At 60.6% G+C, this 15,078-nt stretch carries 11 protein-coding genes; 2 read left to right on the top strand and 9 right to left on the bottom strand.

The window, feature by feature from the left end; translation table 11 throughout:
* Positions 1–34 precede the first annotated feature (34 nt).
* From PMI11_RS29460 to PMI11_RS29425, 8 genes are all read right to left on the bottom strand, one after another.
* Complete coding sequence (locus PMI11_RS29460) at positions 35–1,093, bottom strand: HD domain-containing phosphohydrolase (protein WP_007824669.1); 1,059 nt, start codon at positions 1,091–1,093, stop codon at positions 35–37.
* 196 nt (positions 1,094–1,289) lie between these two features.
* Positions 1,290–2,114 carry a transglutaminase family protein gene (locus tag PMI11_RS29455; RefSeq protein ID WP_007824662.1) on the bottom strand — a complete coding sequence of 275 codons (825 nt, stop codon included), beginning with the start codon at positions 2,112–2,114 and terminating at the stop codon, positions 1,290–1,292.
* Positions 2,115–2,126: 12 nt separating this feature from the next.
* Positions 2,127–3,068, bottom strand: coding sequence for an alpha-E domain-containing protein (locus PMI11_RS29450; protein WP_007824660.1), 942 nt, complete (start codon positions 3,066–3,068; stop codon positions 2,127–2,129).
* Entirely contained in the window at positions 3,068–4,477 is a 1,410-nt protein-coding gene (locus PMI11_RS29445; RefSeq protein ID WP_007824659.1) for a circularly permuted type 2 ATP-grasp protein, read from the bottom strand. The genes PMI11_RS29450 and PMI11_RS29445 overlap by 1 nt, the downstream gene beginning before the upstream one ends.
* A gap of 299 nt (positions 4,478–4,776) precedes the next feature.
* Positions 4,777–6,492, bottom strand: a complete 1,716-nt coding sequence (locus PMI11_RS29440; RefSeq protein ID WP_037072412.1) for a DEAD/DEAH box helicase — start codon at positions 6,490–6,492, stop codon at positions 4,777–4,779.
* A 206-nt stretch (positions 6,493–6,698) separates the two neighbouring features.
* Positions 6,699–7,826: a DNA alkylation repair protein gene (locus tag PMI11_RS29435; protein ID WP_007824651.1), complete on the bottom strand. Its 1,128-nt coding sequence runs from the start codon at positions 7,824–7,826 to the stop codon at positions 6,699–6,701.
* A gap of 14 nt (positions 7,827–7,840) precedes the next feature.
* Positions 7,841–8,761, bottom strand: coding sequence for a hypothetical protein (locus tag PMI11_RS29430; RefSeq protein ID WP_007824649.1), 921 nt, complete (start codon positions 8,759–8,761; stop codon positions 7,841–7,843).
* Positions 8,762–9,048: 287 nt separating this feature from the next.
* Complete coding sequence (locus PMI11_RS29425) at positions 9,049–9,366, bottom strand: hypothetical protein (protein WP_007824647.1); 318 nt, start codon at positions 9,364–9,366, stop codon at positions 9,049–9,051.
* A gap of 339 nt (positions 9,367–9,705) precedes the next feature.
* Here PMI11_RS29425 and PMI11_RS29420 point away from each other — a divergent pair, with 339 nt between their 5' ends.
* Positions 9,706–13,137: a response regulator gene (locus tag PMI11_RS29420; RefSeq protein ID WP_007824645.1), complete on the top strand. Its 3,432-nt coding sequence runs from the start codon at positions 9,706–9,708 to the stop codon at positions 13,135–13,137.
* Here the strand turns inward: PMI11_RS29420 and mnmD are convergent.
* On the bottom strand, positions 13,131–13,853 hold the full coding sequence (mnmD, locus tag PMI11_RS29415) for a tRNA (5-methylaminomethyl-2-thiouridine)(34)-methyltransferase MnmD (protein WP_007824642.1): 723 nt from the start codon (positions 13,851–13,853) through the stop codon (positions 13,131–13,133). The two genes, PMI11_RS29420 and mnmD, sit on opposite strands and share 7 nt — an antisense overlap.
* Here mnmD and PMI11_RS29410 point away from each other — a divergent pair.
* Positions 13,852–15,030, top strand: a complete 1,179-nt coding sequence (locus PMI11_RS29410; protein WP_037072411.1) for an NAD(P)/FAD-dependent oxidoreductase — start codon at positions 13,852–13,854, stop codon at positions 15,028–15,030. The genes mnmD and PMI11_RS29410 overlap by 2 nt on opposite strands.
* The last annotated feature ends 48 nt before the right edge of the window (positions 15,031–15,078 follow it).

Genomic DNA, 15,078 nt, shown 5'->3' with positions numbered 1-15,078 from the left:
CTGTGGGGAAAGCGTTGCTGAACCCGGTCGGATGTCAACCGCTGGAGCGCAGGCGGTCTTCTTCCATCTCAAACTGGTCGAAGAGCAGACGGATCTCCGGCCATTTACGGTGGAAGGCGGCAACGCAAGCCGGATCGAAATGCGTGCCGCTGCAGGCGATGATTTCCCGGTAGGCCTTGTCGAGCGGCCATGCCTGCTTGTAGGGGCGCTCGGAGCAGAGCGCATCGAAAACATCGGCAACGGCAACGATGCGCGCCTCGATCGGTATCTGTTCGCCGGCAAGGCCCTGCGGATAGCCGGTGCCGTCCCATTTCTCGTGATGCCCGCCGATAATGGCGGTGGCGACGCGCGAAAGCTCGGCTGAGCTGTTGCGCAGGATCGAAACGCCGATCGGCACATGCTCGCGCATCTTCTCGATCTCGTGCGGCTCCAGTTTGCCGGGTTTCTGCAGGATGGCGTCGGGAATGCCGATCTTGCCGATATCGTGCAGCGGTGCGGCGAGATAGATGTTGCGGCGCTGGATACGGTCCATGCCGAGGCCTTCGGCGATTAGCTCGGCAATGTTGGCGACGCGTTCGATGTGATCGCCGGTATTGCCGTCGCGCGAGGCCATGGCCTGCGCCAGACACCAGACGATCTCTTGTTCGCGGATATCGGCTCGTTCGGTGGCGCGGCGGAAAGCCTGATCGAGCGAGCGGGCACGGTCGACGAGGGCAAGCTGGGCGCTGCGCAAAGCGAGAAGATTGAGGATGCGAGCCTCGAGCTCCAGCGGATCGAAGGGTTTTGCCAGGAAGTCCGTGGCGCCTGCCTCCAGCGCTTCCAGGCGCACGGAGCGGTCCGTCTGGGAGGTCACCATCACGATGGGTACGGTTTCATAGCCGCGCTGGCCGCGCAGGCGGTGGATCACGGCGATACCGTTGAGCTCGGGCATCATGTAATCGACCAGCACGAGATCGAATTCAACCGTTCTCGTGCGCTCGAGGGCTTCCAGCGGATTGGTGAAGTTTTCGATCTCGCAGCTGGCGAAGCGACGGACGGCGGTTTCAAGGGCAAGCAGGCTGGATTTGCTGTCATCGATAATAAGAAGAGACATAAAACGACCTACTGAAATCTCAAAACAAAATAGGCCGGCGCGCTGTGCGCCGGTGCCCACAAATGCGGGCCTTATAAGCGCACAGCTTCCGCCTGCCGATTTAAGATCGGGTTAGTTTGAAGTAGAGAATTGGTTGCAACAGCAATTATTGCGTGTTTCAACGCGCATGATGCTGCGGCAAATCGGCCTGTCCTTGTCAGTTCTGGCTTTGGCTCTGCATCTGGCCGCCATCTTCGACCTTTACAATCACCGACAGTTTCTCGCCCGGCGTGCCGATGCGCATGCCTGATACGGGCGCGGCATCGCGGTAGCAGAGGCCGGAGGCCATGCGGACATAGCGTTCATCAGGGCAGATCTCGTTGGCAGGGTCGAAGCCGACCCAGCCGAGGCCTGGAATATGCGCCTCGCCCCAGGCATGGGTGGCGGCCTGATCGACCTTTTCTTCCATCATCAGGTAACCGGAGACGTAGCGCGCCGGGATATCCAGCGTGCGGGCGGCGGCGACGAAGATATGGGCATGGTCCTGGCAGACGCCGGTCTTCCTCTCGAGCGCTTGTTCGGCAGTCGTTTCGGTGCCGCTGGTGCCGGGCTTGTATTCCACCGCCTCGTGGATCGCCGCCATCAGCGCATGCATGCGGGCAAGATCGTTCTCGCCGCTCACGCCCTTGATCAGCTCCTTTACCAGCTTGCCGGCCTTGGTGAGCGGCGTCTCGCGCAGGAAGAGCCAGAGCGGGCAGAAGCCGGTATGGGGACCGGTCACGCCGTTGCGATCCTCTGTTTCGACTTCGCCCTCGGCAACGATGCGCGTCACCTGCTGCTCGCCTTCCAGCGAGACGAGGTTCACATGGTTGCCGAACTGGTCGTCATATTCGACTTCGGGCTTCGCGCCTTCGACATGCAGCGACCAGTTGAGCACGGTCTGGCCGACCGTCGTCGGCGGCGTCAGGCGCAGCCGCTGCAGGGAAAACTGCGCCGGTTCGTCGTAGCGGTATTCGGTGAGGTGGCTGATCTTCAGTCTCATGATCTGACCCGCTTAAACATAGAACCGGTAGCCATCGGAGATTTCGTTGCCGAGCTTGTTGTTATGCGCGACGAAATCTTCGAGGAACTCATGCAGGCCCTGATCCATGACATCCTTGATCTTCAGGGTCTGCAGCGTGGCGCGAATGGCATCCGCCGTATCGTGTGCCGCAAGCCGCTCGCCATAGTCCTTGGCAATATAGCCAAGGTTGCTGACGATCTTCTCGTAGCAATAGGCGAGCGAACGCGGCATCTGACCGTTCAGGATCAGGAAGTCGGCAATGTTCATGGCACGGTATTCGCCATCATAGGCCCAGCTATAGGAGCGGTGGGCGGAGACCGAACGCAGGATCGACTCCCACTGGACGTTGTCGACCGAAGAGCCCACCTGCGAGATCGAGGGCAGCAGCACGTAATATTTCACGTCGAGGATGCGGCTCGTATTGTCCGCACGTTCGATGAAGGTGCCGATGCGGGCGAAATTATAGAGCTCGTTGCGCAGCATCGAACCATGGAAGGCGCCGCGGATGAGGCCGGCGCGATGCTTGATGACATCGATGACCTCGGGCAGTTCTGCTGCCTTCAGTTTTTTCGACAGCAGTTCCTTGAGATCGATCCAGCATTCGTTGGTCGCTTCCCAGGTCTCCCGCGTCAGCGCGGTGCGCACCATGCGGGCGTTGTTGCGGCCGAAATCGATGCAGGACATGACGCTCGACGCGTTCTGGCGGTCGCGCAACATGTAGTCGATGACATCAGGACCGGTCAGCTTCGAATGGGTCTCATCGTAGAGTTCGCGCACGCCGGCGCTTTGCAGCACGCCGTCCCAATTGTCATCACCGGCGTCGCTGCGCGTCAGCGACATGCGCAGGCCGGCATCCACGAGACGTGCAATATTCTCGGCGCGCTCGATATACCGGAACATCCAGTAGAGCCCGTTTGCAGTTCTTCCGAGCATCAGTCCTCCAATACCCAGGTGTCTTTGGTGCCGCCGCCCTGGCTGGAATTGACGACCAGCGAGCCTTGCTTCAGCGCCACGCGGGTGAGCCCGCCCGGAATGATCTGCACCTTGTCGGAGACCAGCACGTAGGGGCGCAGGTCGACATGGCGGGGTGCGATACCCTTGTTGACGAGGATCGGAACGGTGGAGAGCGAAAGTGTGGGCTGGGCAATGTAGTTGCTGGGCTTTGCCTTCAGCTTCTCGGCGAAATCGGCGCGTTCCTTCTTGGAAGCGGTCGGGCCGACGAGCATGCCGTAACCGCCGGAGCCATGCACTTCCTTGACGACGAGTTCTTCCAAGTGCTCCAGCACATATTTCAGGCTGCCGGCTTCCGAACAGCGCCAGGTCGGCACGTTCTCGAGGATCGGCTTGCGGCCCGTATAGAACTCGACGATCTCGGGCATGTAGGAATAGATCGCCTTGTCGTCGGAGATACCGGTGCCAGGCGCATTGGCGATGGTGATATTGCCGGAGCGGTAGACATCCATGATGCCGGGAATGCCGAGGGCCGATTCCGGGCGGAAGGTGAGGGGATCGAGGAAGTCGTCGTCGACGCGGCGATAAAGAACGTCGATCGCCTCGTAGCCGCGCGTGGTGCGCATCTTCACCTTGCCGTCGATGACGCGCAGATCCGAGCCTTCGACCAGCTCGACGCCCATCGTGTCGGCAAGGAAGGAATGTTCGTAATAGGCGGAATTATAGATACCTGGCGTCAGAACGGCGACGCGCGGCTTGCCCTTGCAGCCGGGTGGCGCCAGTGAAGCGAGGCTCTGGCGCAGGAGATAGGGATAGTCCTCGACGCGCTGCACCTTGTTCTCATGGAAGAGCTCCGGGAACATCTGCATCATGGTTTCCCGGTTTTCCAGCATGTAGCTGACGCCTGAGGGCGTGCGGGCATTATCCTCGAGGACATAGAACTGGTCTTCGCCTGTTCGTACGATATCGGTGCCGACGATGTGCGTATAGACGCCGCCGGGCGGCCGGAAGCCGATCATCTCGGGCAGGAATGCTACGTTCTTTTCGATCAGCTCGCGCGGGATGCGACCGGCGCGGATGATTTCCTGCTTGTGGTAGATATCATCGAGGAAAGCGTTGAGCGCGATCACCCGCTGCTCGATACCCTGAGCGAGCTTGCGCCATTCGCGGGCAGAGATGATGCGCGGGATGATGTCGAAGGGGATGAGCTTTTCGGAACTATCGGCGTGGCCGTAAACCGCGAAGGTGATGCCGGTTTTGCGGAAGATGTTTTCAGCGTCACGGGACTTTGAAATCAGATGTGCCCGGTCTTGGCTGTTGTACCACTCAAAGTATTTTTCATATGGCGCACGGGGACTTTCGTCTCCGGTGATCATTTCATCAAATGCCAAAGGTGTGGCTCCCCTTTTTTCTTCATTTGAATACAACGCAAAAGGCAATGCAAGAACCATGCACAGTTCGCATGGAAGATTCATAAAATCTTCTGCAGTGCGAAAATCCGGTGAAAAACTGGGCATTTATCGAGATCTGGCGCGAGGCGGATTCCTGTCAATCCTGACGTCGCGCCCAAAAGATGAGCAGGTGATTATTTCCTGCCCGGGTGACGGATCAAACTCTGCCCGTGCCGGTGACCGAAGGACGGCCAAAAGAAAAGGGCCGGATCGCTCCAGCCCTCACTGATATCGTTAGCTTAAGCGCGTTCGCGACGCGGGCCGCCGCCATTGCGGCCCTTGCGGCGCAGGCCGCCATTGCCCTCGCGGCGCTGTTCGCCCTGCGGCTGCTGGTCGCCGTGATTGCGCGGCGGGCGACCATGGACGTGCTGCTTGTTACCGCGATGATGGCCTGACGCATCAGCCGGCTGAGCCGGGCGCTGCTGTTGATTGCGGGCTGGGCGGAAATCCGAGGTCGACACCAGATCATTGTCCGGGCCGTGATCCGGCGCCTGCTCATTGCGGCGCTGGCCACGGAAATCCTGATTGCGGTTGTTGTGCTGGGGGCGAGCACGACGCTCTTCACCGCCACGCACTTCGGTGACGTCGCCATCGTTACGCGGACGGCGGTCACCATGGCCGGCGGGACGGCCGCCGCCATTGCGGGTTTCGCTGCGTCCGCCGTCACGACGGCCACCTTCGCGACGCTCGCCACCTTCACCACGACCACCTGGGCCGCGCTGCTGGTTCTGGCCGCGGCCGCGATTGTTGCTGCGGGGAGCGGCACGCATGTCAGCCGGCGGTTCGCCGCTGGCAACGGCAATGTCGATACCCATCAGCTTTTCGATGTCGCGCAGCAGGCGGGCTTCATCCGGGGCGCAGAAGGCAATCGCGATACCGTCGCGGCCGGCGCGAGCCGTGCGGCCGATGCGGTGGACGTAGGCTTCCGCCACTTCCGGCAGATCGTAGTTGAAGACGTGGCTGACGGCCGGGATATCGATGCCGCGAGCGGCGACATCGGTCGCGATCAGCGTCTTGATGGCGCCGTCACGGAAGCCCTTCAGCGCGCGTTCGCGCTGGCCCTGGCTCTTGTTGCCATGGATTGAGGCGACGGAATAGCCGACCTGCTCCAGATGCTTGGCGAGTTTTTCAGCGCCGTGCTTGGTGCGCAGGAAGACGATGGCGCGGCCATCAGGGTTTTCGGTCAGCGACTTCTTCAAGAGAACCGTCTTGTCGTTCTTGCCGGGAACGAAGTGCACATACTGCTCGACCTTGTCGGCAGCCTTGCCCGGAGGCGTCACTTGGACCGTGACCGGATCGGTCAGGTAGTCGCCGGCGAGATCGGCAATCGCCTTCGGCATGGTTGCCGAGAAGAGCATGGTCTGGCGGCGCTTCGGCGCCATCTTGGCGATCTTGCGCAGGTCATGCACGAAGCCGAGGTCGAGCATCTGGTCGGCTTCATCGAGCACGAGGTAGCGCACGGCCGTCAGTGTAATGGCATTGCGGTTGCAGAGATCGAGCAGGCGGCCGGGAGTGGCGACGAGGATATCGGAGCCGCGCTCGAGCTGAAGCTGCTGCTTGTTGATGGAAACGCCACCGACGACGACGTTGATGCGCAGCGGCGACTTGCGGATGAATTTTCTGAGACTGTCGGCGATCTGGTTTACCAGTTCGCGGGTCGGCGCCAGGATCAGCGTGCGGACGGAGCGGTTGTCGGGACGCTTTTCTTCCTTGAGCAGGCGCTCGATGAGCGGCAGGCCGAAGGCAGCGGTCTTGCCGGTGCCGGTCTGGGCAAGGCCGATCAGGTCACGGCCCTGGATGAGAAGGGGGATAGCCTGTTCCTGGATGGGCGTCGGCGTTTCGATGCCGAGCTGGAACAGAGTGGCGACGATCGGCTTGGAGACACCGAGCGATTCAAAATTGGTCAAGTCATAACCTTTTAGGGCGCGCCAAACGAAAACGCCGGATCGCCGAATGCGGTCCGGTGTTAATCTGGCGTCAAGAACCCCGCGTGAAATGGGAACTTGTAAGTTGGAAAAAGCTTCCAGCGCGTCTTGCCGCTCTTGGGTGCGGCATCATCAGAATGCGCTCTATCCTTCTTCAGCGTCTATCGCAGTGGCACGCTCACGCGGCGGCCGGAAGGTGAAAGCTGACCGCCATGTGGTCTATTTCCCACTGAAAGTCAAGGGGATCGGCCGACAATGACCTCCGAGGGCATTGAAAGGACGAAATTTCCCGAGGCCGTCTCGGTGCCGTTGATGAGAATGACGATGCGATGTTCGCCGGGATAGTAGCGCCGCGTCGTGATCGGCCGCATGGCGTGGCGGCGCTGCACGATATGGTCTTCACCCGCTTCCAGCGTGACGGTCTTCCATTTGAAAACCTTGGGAGAGAGCGAGCCGTCGGCCTTCACATGGTGGATCGCGTAGTCGATCATCAGGGATTGCGCGATATCGCCGGCATTGCGCAGGCGGATTTCGAAATCCAGCCCTTCGCCGAAAAGCACTGCCGGGTTCGCGAGCAGCAAGTTGCACTCCAGTGATGCGGCCGCACCGAAGCCGAAATTGGCGAGCGCCCGGGCATGACCCTTTTTCAGAAGGGTGCGGGAAGCGTGTTTCAGCAACCAGCGGCGCTCGGCCGTGGCGCCCTCGATATGCCCGGCGATAAAGGCCGCGACGAGATCCGGATGATCCTTGGCAATATCGTTCAGGCTGTTTGCCACTGAACGGCGGACATAGTCTTCGGGATCGTCCATCAGCGCTGTCAGGATCGGCAGGATGGGAGAGGGATCGCGGACGAGTTGCGGCAGGCGCATCGCCCAGGGCAGGCGCGGGCGGGTGCCCTCGCTCGCCAGCCGGCGGACATGATGGTTGGCGTCATCGATCCAGCCGGAGATGATGGCGAGCGCGCGCTGCTGATCGCGATGGATGAAGGGGCGGATGCCGAATTCGGCGGTGAAATGCGGCGTCAACCCCTTCAGGAGATCGATACCGAGGTCGAAATGATCGGGGCCGCGGGCGGCGATGAACTGATTGACCGGCAGGAGCATCCAACCTGAGAGTCCCGCCCTGCCTGATGTCGGAAGGCTCGCCTTCAGGATGGCGGCGGCCTCAGGAAAATCCTCGGGAAGGGTTGTAAACAACGCGTCGCGGATCAGGGCCGAGCGCTCCATCATCTCCAGACCTGCGAGGCCGTCGGTCGCGAGCCTTACGAAGCGCTCCTTATCGAAGGACGGTGCATTGCCGGCAATGCGATCGGCCATATTGCCGACCAGCCCTTCATGCAGCAGGTTCTTGAGCGGTTCCGGCATGGTGGTCCTCCTACCTAACTGGCGGCCGCAAACGGCAAGTTCGGATAGAGCCGTTTAATAACGGCGCACCGCATGGCGATAGCGAGATCGTCGTGAAAGATTTCCAGCGCTTTGGTCGCTTCGTTTGGTACGAGCCAACCACCAGCAAGACGCCAGTGGCGGAAGAACAGCCAGTCCAGTTCGATCTGGCATAGGAACTCCAAACCTCTTCTTGCTTGTTCGGGAGTGTCGGGTGGGCCTATCCACGCGTTCGGCCCAAATTTAGCGCGCGACTCCTCTACAGCTGCCGCACTGCGCTTCACTGCTGCCGTGACATCCGCGTCGGTGATGGTGACAAGTTTGTTCATTTCGGTGCGGATATCGGCCGGGATCGTAGCGAGAGCTTGCTCAACGGCAGCAGAGAAACGGGGATCGGAGGCGAAATCCATTTTCCATTCCTCTGGCCAATCTCGCCAGAACACGGTTTCAGCAATCTCCGTCCAACGGCCTTCGGCCAGCAGCCCCAATGCCCGAAGGAGAGACAAGACCTCGGGTGCTGCGAAGGCGGGACCAAGACCGTTTGCAGCCCCGATATTCGGCGGAGGCGGAGGTGGTGCGCCTATCCGGTAAATGCGCCAGCCGCTCGTCGGTAGGGGCTTGCTGCCGTCTGGCAGGCGATAAGATAGCAACCTCTGTTGTGCCGCCAGTCGAAGCACTGAGACGCACAGGTCGTCCCAACGCGGTAGCTCTTCAGGTAGTCTGGCGTCCTTGCGCGGGATTGCGCCTCTGCTGGTTTCATCGGCCTGACCAAGTGCCACCAGCGCTTCGCAGCCGATCTGATAGGCCGTTAGGGCCATATCATTCCAACCCCCTTCCTCATCGTCGCCGGGGAGGTTCCGGGATAGGAAATCGATTACGTCAGCCGCCCAACCGGCAGCGGGGGTGTTCGTGGCCATTCCGTCTCTGCCCATCTGCATGCTCAATGTCTGGCTGAATGCTTGAAATGCGATCGATAGCGAAAGCAAGATGCATGAACGCTACGGGCAGATTACTAGCTGCCTTCCATGATATTTGACAGAGCGACGAACGGATTGCTTAGCGCGGAATTGTTGGACCGGCGTTGTGTACCAAAGGCGTTTCATCGGATCGAGTGATGCCGTGGCCATGGCGCTATCGGCACTGATGCCGAAACTCGCCAATGCGTGGCCCGGCGCCGCCGGGAGGTCAAGCGCCGGGAAAGCCCTCAGCGCCTGCAGACTTCGATGCGATAGGGCTGGCCCCAGCGGTCATAGCGCCATTCCGGATGGCAGTAGCGCGGGCCGTAATAGGCGGGGTAGGCGGGATAATAAGCGTAGGGGCGGGGATAATAGGCATAAGGCGCCGGATAAGCGGGACGCGAGGCGATCGCTCCACCCACGAGGCCGCCGACGACACCACCCGCGACACCGCCCCAGAAGGCATTGCCGGAGTGAGCGCTTGCAGTATCGGCCGTTGCCAGCGAGGTGCCTGCAAATGTCAGTGCAACCAGGCCCGCCGCCATTGTCTTATGAAGAACGGACATGTCGAATTCCTTTCGTGGTAGGCTCGTCATTGAAGCCATTGCCAGAATCTGCCGCGATCGCGGCGCGCTGATGGTCGCGCAAGCCGTGCCGGGATTAAATTTTCTCCATGCTCGGCTGTGGCCGGGTCGGGGCGTTTGCCGTTGCCCGGCGGGGTTTTGCCCGTGAATCTTCAAACCATCTCAGCTTCGTGCAAGCCTTTGTTGTCAGTCTGATTCATCAACTTCATAAGCCGGCTTGGAATTTTTGCCTGTGGAATTTTATGGTTAACAGCTTGTTAAAAGCCTTGGCGTTATAGTTGTTGTAGGGGATATTTCGTTCATTGCGGGAGTGAAGATTTTTTGAATTTTACCGGGGAACTCTTGGAGCTGGCCTGCCGCCGGATCGCTGATCTGGATACCCCGGCCTATGTCAAAAACAGCGAACTCCGCTATGTCGCCGTCAACGAGGCCTATGCCCGCTTCTTTGGTCGCGAGATTTCCGATTTCATCGGGCGGCGCAGCCGCGAACTCTTCGACCGGCCGGAAGAAGAGGAACGCGAGGATCGCGAACGCCGTGCGCTGGTGTTCGGTACGGAAGAGAGCGCCATTTCCTTCGATGCCGCAGGCCTCAGCCATGAGCGCGTGCTGATCGAGAGCTTTTCGCCTTCCCAGGACAGGGCTTATGTACTCGGCATCTTCGATGCGCATGAACCGCGCCGCGCCATTCCCGAGATCGCCGATACGATGGCGACCGATCTCGGCCGCATCCGCGAGGCGCTCGAAAATCTCGATCATCCGATCGGTATCTTTGCCGATGACGGCCGGCCGCTGATCGTCAATGCCGCCTATCGCGGGGGCAGCAAGTCTGCGCCTGATGGCAGCAGGTCTGCGCCAGACGGCAGCAAACCTGTGCCTGATGACAGCATGTGTGCGCCTGTGGGTGAGACCGCATGGCATGAAAGTGTGCGGGAGCGCGATCTGCTGCGCACCATCATGGAGGATCTTCCGGTCGCAGCCTTCGTGCGCGACGAGGACCACCGGCTGGTCTATGCGAACCAATATTACGAGACCTTCACCGGCCATGCCCGCTCCAAGGTGCTCGGCCTCACCGAGCACGACATGTTCGGGCAGGAGGCGGGTGAGGCGATCTACCGGGAAAACCTGCGGGCGCTGGAAAACGGCGCGCTGACCGAGGTCGAGAGCTATCTTCCGAATACCGATGGCGAAATCTTCCAGGTGATCTCCCGTGTCAACCGGGTCGTAACACCTGATGGCAAGCACTATGTCGTCGGCTCCTTCTCCGACATCACGCCCCTGAAGGCGCGCGAGAAGGAACTGATCGAGGCGCGCAAGCATGAGGAAGTGCTGCATCAGGAAATCGAGAGCATCCTGCGCTCGCTTCCGGTCGGCGTGCTCATCCTCGACAACGACCACACCATTCTCTACGTCAATGATGAGTTCTACAGCATCTGGGAGCTGCCGCTCGACGACCGTTTCGATGGGCGGCCGTTCATCGATGTCATCAAGCGCAATTACGAACTCGGCCGCTATGGTGAGACGCAGACACCGGAAGAGATCTACGGATTTCGCAAGGGGCTTTTCGAGGCTGATAATCCGGAGCCGATCGAGCTTGACTGGGCCGCGGGCAAATCGGTCATTTTCGACAGCCGGCGCATTTCCAGCAACCGTATCCTGCTGACCTATTCCGATATTTCCTCGGTGCGTGAGCGCGAGAGGGAAATCCACGAGGCTCGTGCGGCGCTGGAAAATCTCGGCGAGATGATGCGCGATGCGACGCATGCCATGCCGCAGGGGCTTGCGATCGTCCAGGACGGCCTGATCAAGCTTTCCAATGACGGGCTAGCCGAGGTGCTGCGCATTCCGGCCGAACTGACGGAAGTTGGCCGGGAATGGATCGATCTCTTCCACTTCTGCGCCAATCGCGGCGATTTCCACGACCAGGCGGTCGAAACGCTGGAGGGGTGGCGTGCTAATATCGCCGCGCGTCAGCCGATCTCCACTGTCTTCCACGTCGGCGGCGAGCGCTGGGTGAACATGGAAGCCACCATCAGCGAACGGCAGCACTGGGTGGCGCTGTTTACTGACGTTACCGAGCTCAAGCGGCGCGAGGAGGAACTGACGCAGCTTCTGTCGCGCGCCGAGGCCGCAGACCGCGCCAAGTCGGAATTCCTTGCCAATATGAGCCATGAGATCCGCACGCCGATGAACGGCGTGCTCGGCATGGCGGAACTGCTTGCCAAGACCAATCTCGATACCCGCCAGAAGACCTTCGTCGACATCATCGTCAAGTCGGGCAATGCGCTGCTCACGATCATCAACGACATCCTTGATTTCTCGAAGATCGATGCCGGGCAGATGAAGCTGCGCAAGGCGGCCTTCGATCTGATCGAGGCTGTCGAGGATGTGGCGACGCTGCTTTCCTCGCCCGCAGCCGAGAAGGATATCGAGCTTCTGGTGCGCGCGGCACCCGATCTGCCTGCAGCCGTCATCGGTGATGCCGGGCGCTTCCGCCAGATTGTTACGAACCTCGTCGGCAATGCGGTGAAATTTACGGAGCGCGGCCATGTCTTCGTCGATATCGGCTCGGAGCAATCCGCCGGCGGCGAGATCATGATCAGCATCCGCATCGAGGATACCGGCATCGGCATTCCGCCCGAGAAGGTGGAAACGGTCTTCGACAAATTCTCGCAGGTCGATGCCTCATCGACCCGGCGGCATGAAGGCACGGGCCTAGGCCTGGCAATCACCGCCGGTCTCGTCGATCTCTTCGGCGGTTACATCGATGTTGAAAGCGAATGGGGCAAGGGCTCGGTCTTTACCGTCAAGCTGCCTTTCGCCGTTGCCGCCGCCCGCATCGAGCCGAAGCCTTTGCCGATCAACGTGCAGGGTGCGCGCATCCTCGTCGTCGACGACAATGAGGTCAATCGCCGGATCCTCACCGAACAGCTCGGCCTCTGGGGCTTTGACGGCGTTGCCGCAGAGGGCGGCGCCACAGGCTTTGCCATTCTGGAGGCTGCCGCTGATCTCGGCATCAAGGTCGATGCCGTCGTGCTCGATTATCATATGCCCGACATGAACGGCGCCGAAGTCGCCCGACGCCTTCGCGCTGACAGCCGTTTCGTAGAGCTGCCGATCATCTTCCTGACCTCGATGGATATTTCCGGGACGGAGAAGGAGTTTGCGGCGCTGAACGGCCATGCGCATCTGATGAAACCGGCGCGCGCCAACTTGTTGCGCAATACGGTCGTCGAGGTGGTGCGGGCAAGCCGCGTCAAACAGGCCTCCGAGGCCGAGATTGCGCGGCTGCAGAAAGAGATCGAGGTGCCGCCGCCGGCACCCGCACCTGCTCCGCAAAGACGAGCGACCGATTTCGTCGATGTGCTCGTCGCCGAGGACAATGAGGTCAACCAGATCGTCTTCACGCAAATTCTGCAGGGAACCGGGCTTTCCTTTCTCGTCGTCAACAATGGCGAGGAGGCTGTGGAGGCTTGGGAGCGTCATACTCCGCGGCTGATCATGATGGATGTCTCGATGCCTGTCATGAACGGCCATCAGGCGACCAGGCTGATCCGCGAGAAGGAACAGGGGCAGGGGCATCGCGTGCCTGTCATCGGGGTCACCGCACATGCGCTGGAAAGCGACCGCGAGCTTTGCCTCGATGCCGGCATGGACGATTACATGTCCAAGCCGATCAGCCCGGAACTTCTGGAAGACAAGATCCGCCAGTGGCTTGGTGGCGGCGAATTGCAGCCGGGTCGCTCCGGCTACTGAGGCTTTACCCCGCAGAGCATTTCCCGCTTGCCGGCAAACCCCTTGCGACGCTCGACGCTAAAGCCGGCGGCAGCGAGATTGCGGCGTACGAAACCCGCGGCCGCATAGGTCGCAAAGCTTCCACCGTGGGCTGTCTTTTCGCAGACGAGACGCATCAGTTCTTCCGACCACATCTCGCTGTTGCGCGAGGGGGCGAAGCCGTCGAGATACCAGGCCTCGAATCCGGGAGCGGCTTCAGAAACTCCATCGAGCGCACGGCCGCAGACGACGCTGAGCCTCGTCTGCTCATCCAGATCGAGCGAGACGATGCCCTTGGGAATATCCGGCCAGATGGCGGCGAGCGCCTGCCGCTCGGCATCGATCTCAGGCCAATGGGCAAGTGCGCGATCGATTTCCGCGCGGCGCATCGGATAGAGCTCGAAGGACATGAAATGCAGATGCTGTCCGGGCTGGCGGTAGAGTTTCCATTGCCGCCAGGTCTCGGAAAAATTCAGCCCGGTGCCGAAGCCGAGTTCGCCAATGAGAAACGTTGGGCGGCCGCTCCATCGGTCAGGCAGGCCGTTTCCCGAGAGGAAGACGTGGCCGCATTCTAGCCTTCCATCGGTCTGGCAATAAAAATGGTCGCCAAAGGCGGTCGAATAGGGCATATCGCCGTCGCGCCATTCGAGGGGCTGCGGCTTGCCCGCGCCGATCTGATCGGGATTGATGTCTGTCATGGAAAAAGCCGATAGTCCCCGCCCGGCCTCGGGTCAATCATCGATCGATCTCCTCATTGTCGGCGGCGGCATTATGGGCCTGTGGGCGGCCGTTCATGCCGAGCGTCGCGGTATCCGCACACTGCTTGTCGATGCAGGTCGGCCCGGCGGTGGTGCAAGCGGCGGACTGCTCGGCGCCCTGATGCCGCATATGCCGGATCGCTGGTCGGAAAAGAAGCAGTTTCAGTTCGATGCGCTGGTTTCGCTGGAGGCGGAAATTGCCGCCATCGAGAAGGCAACCGGGCTCTCGGCTGGTTATCGGCGCTCCGGCCGGCTCATCCCACTGCCGAAGCCGCATCTGCGCAGGATCGCGTCAGGCCATTCCGAGGATGCGAAGGTTCACTGGAGAGCGGGAGAACGGCGTTTCCATTGGCATGTGCTGGACTGTCCGCCAGGAAAAGGCTGGATTGATCCCTCTGCTGGCGACAGCGGTTTCGTCCACGACACGCTTGCCGCTCGTGTCGCTCCACGCTCGCTGGTGGCAGCGCTTGTCGCCTTTTTGCGCGAGGCCCGGCATGTGCGGATGCTGGAGAATACGGAAATAGCAGATCTCGATCCAGTGCGGGGAACGGCTTCGATCGATGCCGGGACCATCGCCTTCGGTCGCTGCATCCTTGCTGCAGGATATCGCTCGTTTCCCTTTCTGGAAAAACTGACACCGGGGTTGCAGAAACCTCTTGGGCAAGCTGTGAAAGGGCAGGCGGCACTGCTTGCTGCCGATATCGATCCCGCCTTGCCGACAATCTTCCGCGATGGGCTTTACGTGGTCGCGCATGAGGGCGGGCATGTGGCAGTCGGCAGCACCAGCGAGAACAGCTTTGCCGATCCGTTTTCCACCGATGAACAACTCGATGCGCTGATCGAAGCCGCCCGTGATATGGTGCCAATGCTGCGCGATGCGCCTGTCATCGAGCGCTGGGCCGGATTGCGCCCCAAGGCGATCGACCGTGATCCGATGGTCGGCGCGCATCCGGAGAATCACAATCTCATCACCCTCACGGGTGGTTTCAAGGTCAGTTTCGGGCTCGCGCATCGGCTGGCGGAAGCGGCAATATGCATTGCAAGCGATACAAATGCAGAATTTTTGTTGCCGGAAAGCTTTGCAATTTCAAACCACATCGTAATCTCTTCACGTTAAACGTGAATTAGAAGCCGCTCCGCTTCGTTATTCTGTCATGCAAATCAC

Source organism: Rhizobium sp. CF142, from assembly GCF_000281145.1.
Classification (GTDB): Bacteria; Pseudomonadota; Alphaproteobacteria; order Rhizobiales; family Rhizobiaceae; genus Rhizobium.
The sequence above is the reverse complement of the archived record's forward strand: the minus strand, read 5'-3'. Positions and strand labels throughout refer to the sequence as shown.

Coding starts and splice junctions, on each gene's coding strand:
- PMI11_RS29425 (WP_007824647.1), bottom strand. CDS start 9,366: ATGTCCGTTCTTCATAAGACAATGGCGGCGGGCCTGGTTGCACTGACA.
- mnmD (WP_007824642.1), bottom strand. CDS start 13,853: ATGACAGACATCAATCCCGATCAGATCGGCGCGGGCAAGCCGCAGCCC.
- PMI11_RS29455 (WP_007824662.1), bottom strand. CDS start 2,114: ATGAGACTGAAGATCAGCCACCTCACCGAATACCGCTACGACGAACCG.
- PMI11_RS29435 (WP_007824651.1), bottom strand. CDS start 7,826: ATGCCGGAACCGCTCAAGAACCTGCTGCATGAAGGGCTGGTCGGCAAT.
- PMI11_RS29410 (WP_037072411.1), top strand. CDS start 13,852: ATGGAAAAAGCCGATAGTCCCCGCCCGGCCTCGGGTCAATCATCGATC.
- PMI11_RS29450 (WP_007824660.1), bottom strand. CDS start 3,068: ATGCTCGGAAGAACTGCAAACGGGCTCTACTGGATGTTCCGGTATATC.
- PMI11_RS29460 (WP_007824669.1), bottom strand. CDS start 1,093: ATGTCTCTTCTTATTATCGATGACAGCAAATCCAGCCTGCTTGCCCTT.
- PMI11_RS29430 (WP_007824649.1), bottom strand. CDS start 8,761: ATGGCCACGAACACCCCCGCTGCCGGTTGGGCGGCTGACGTAATCGAT.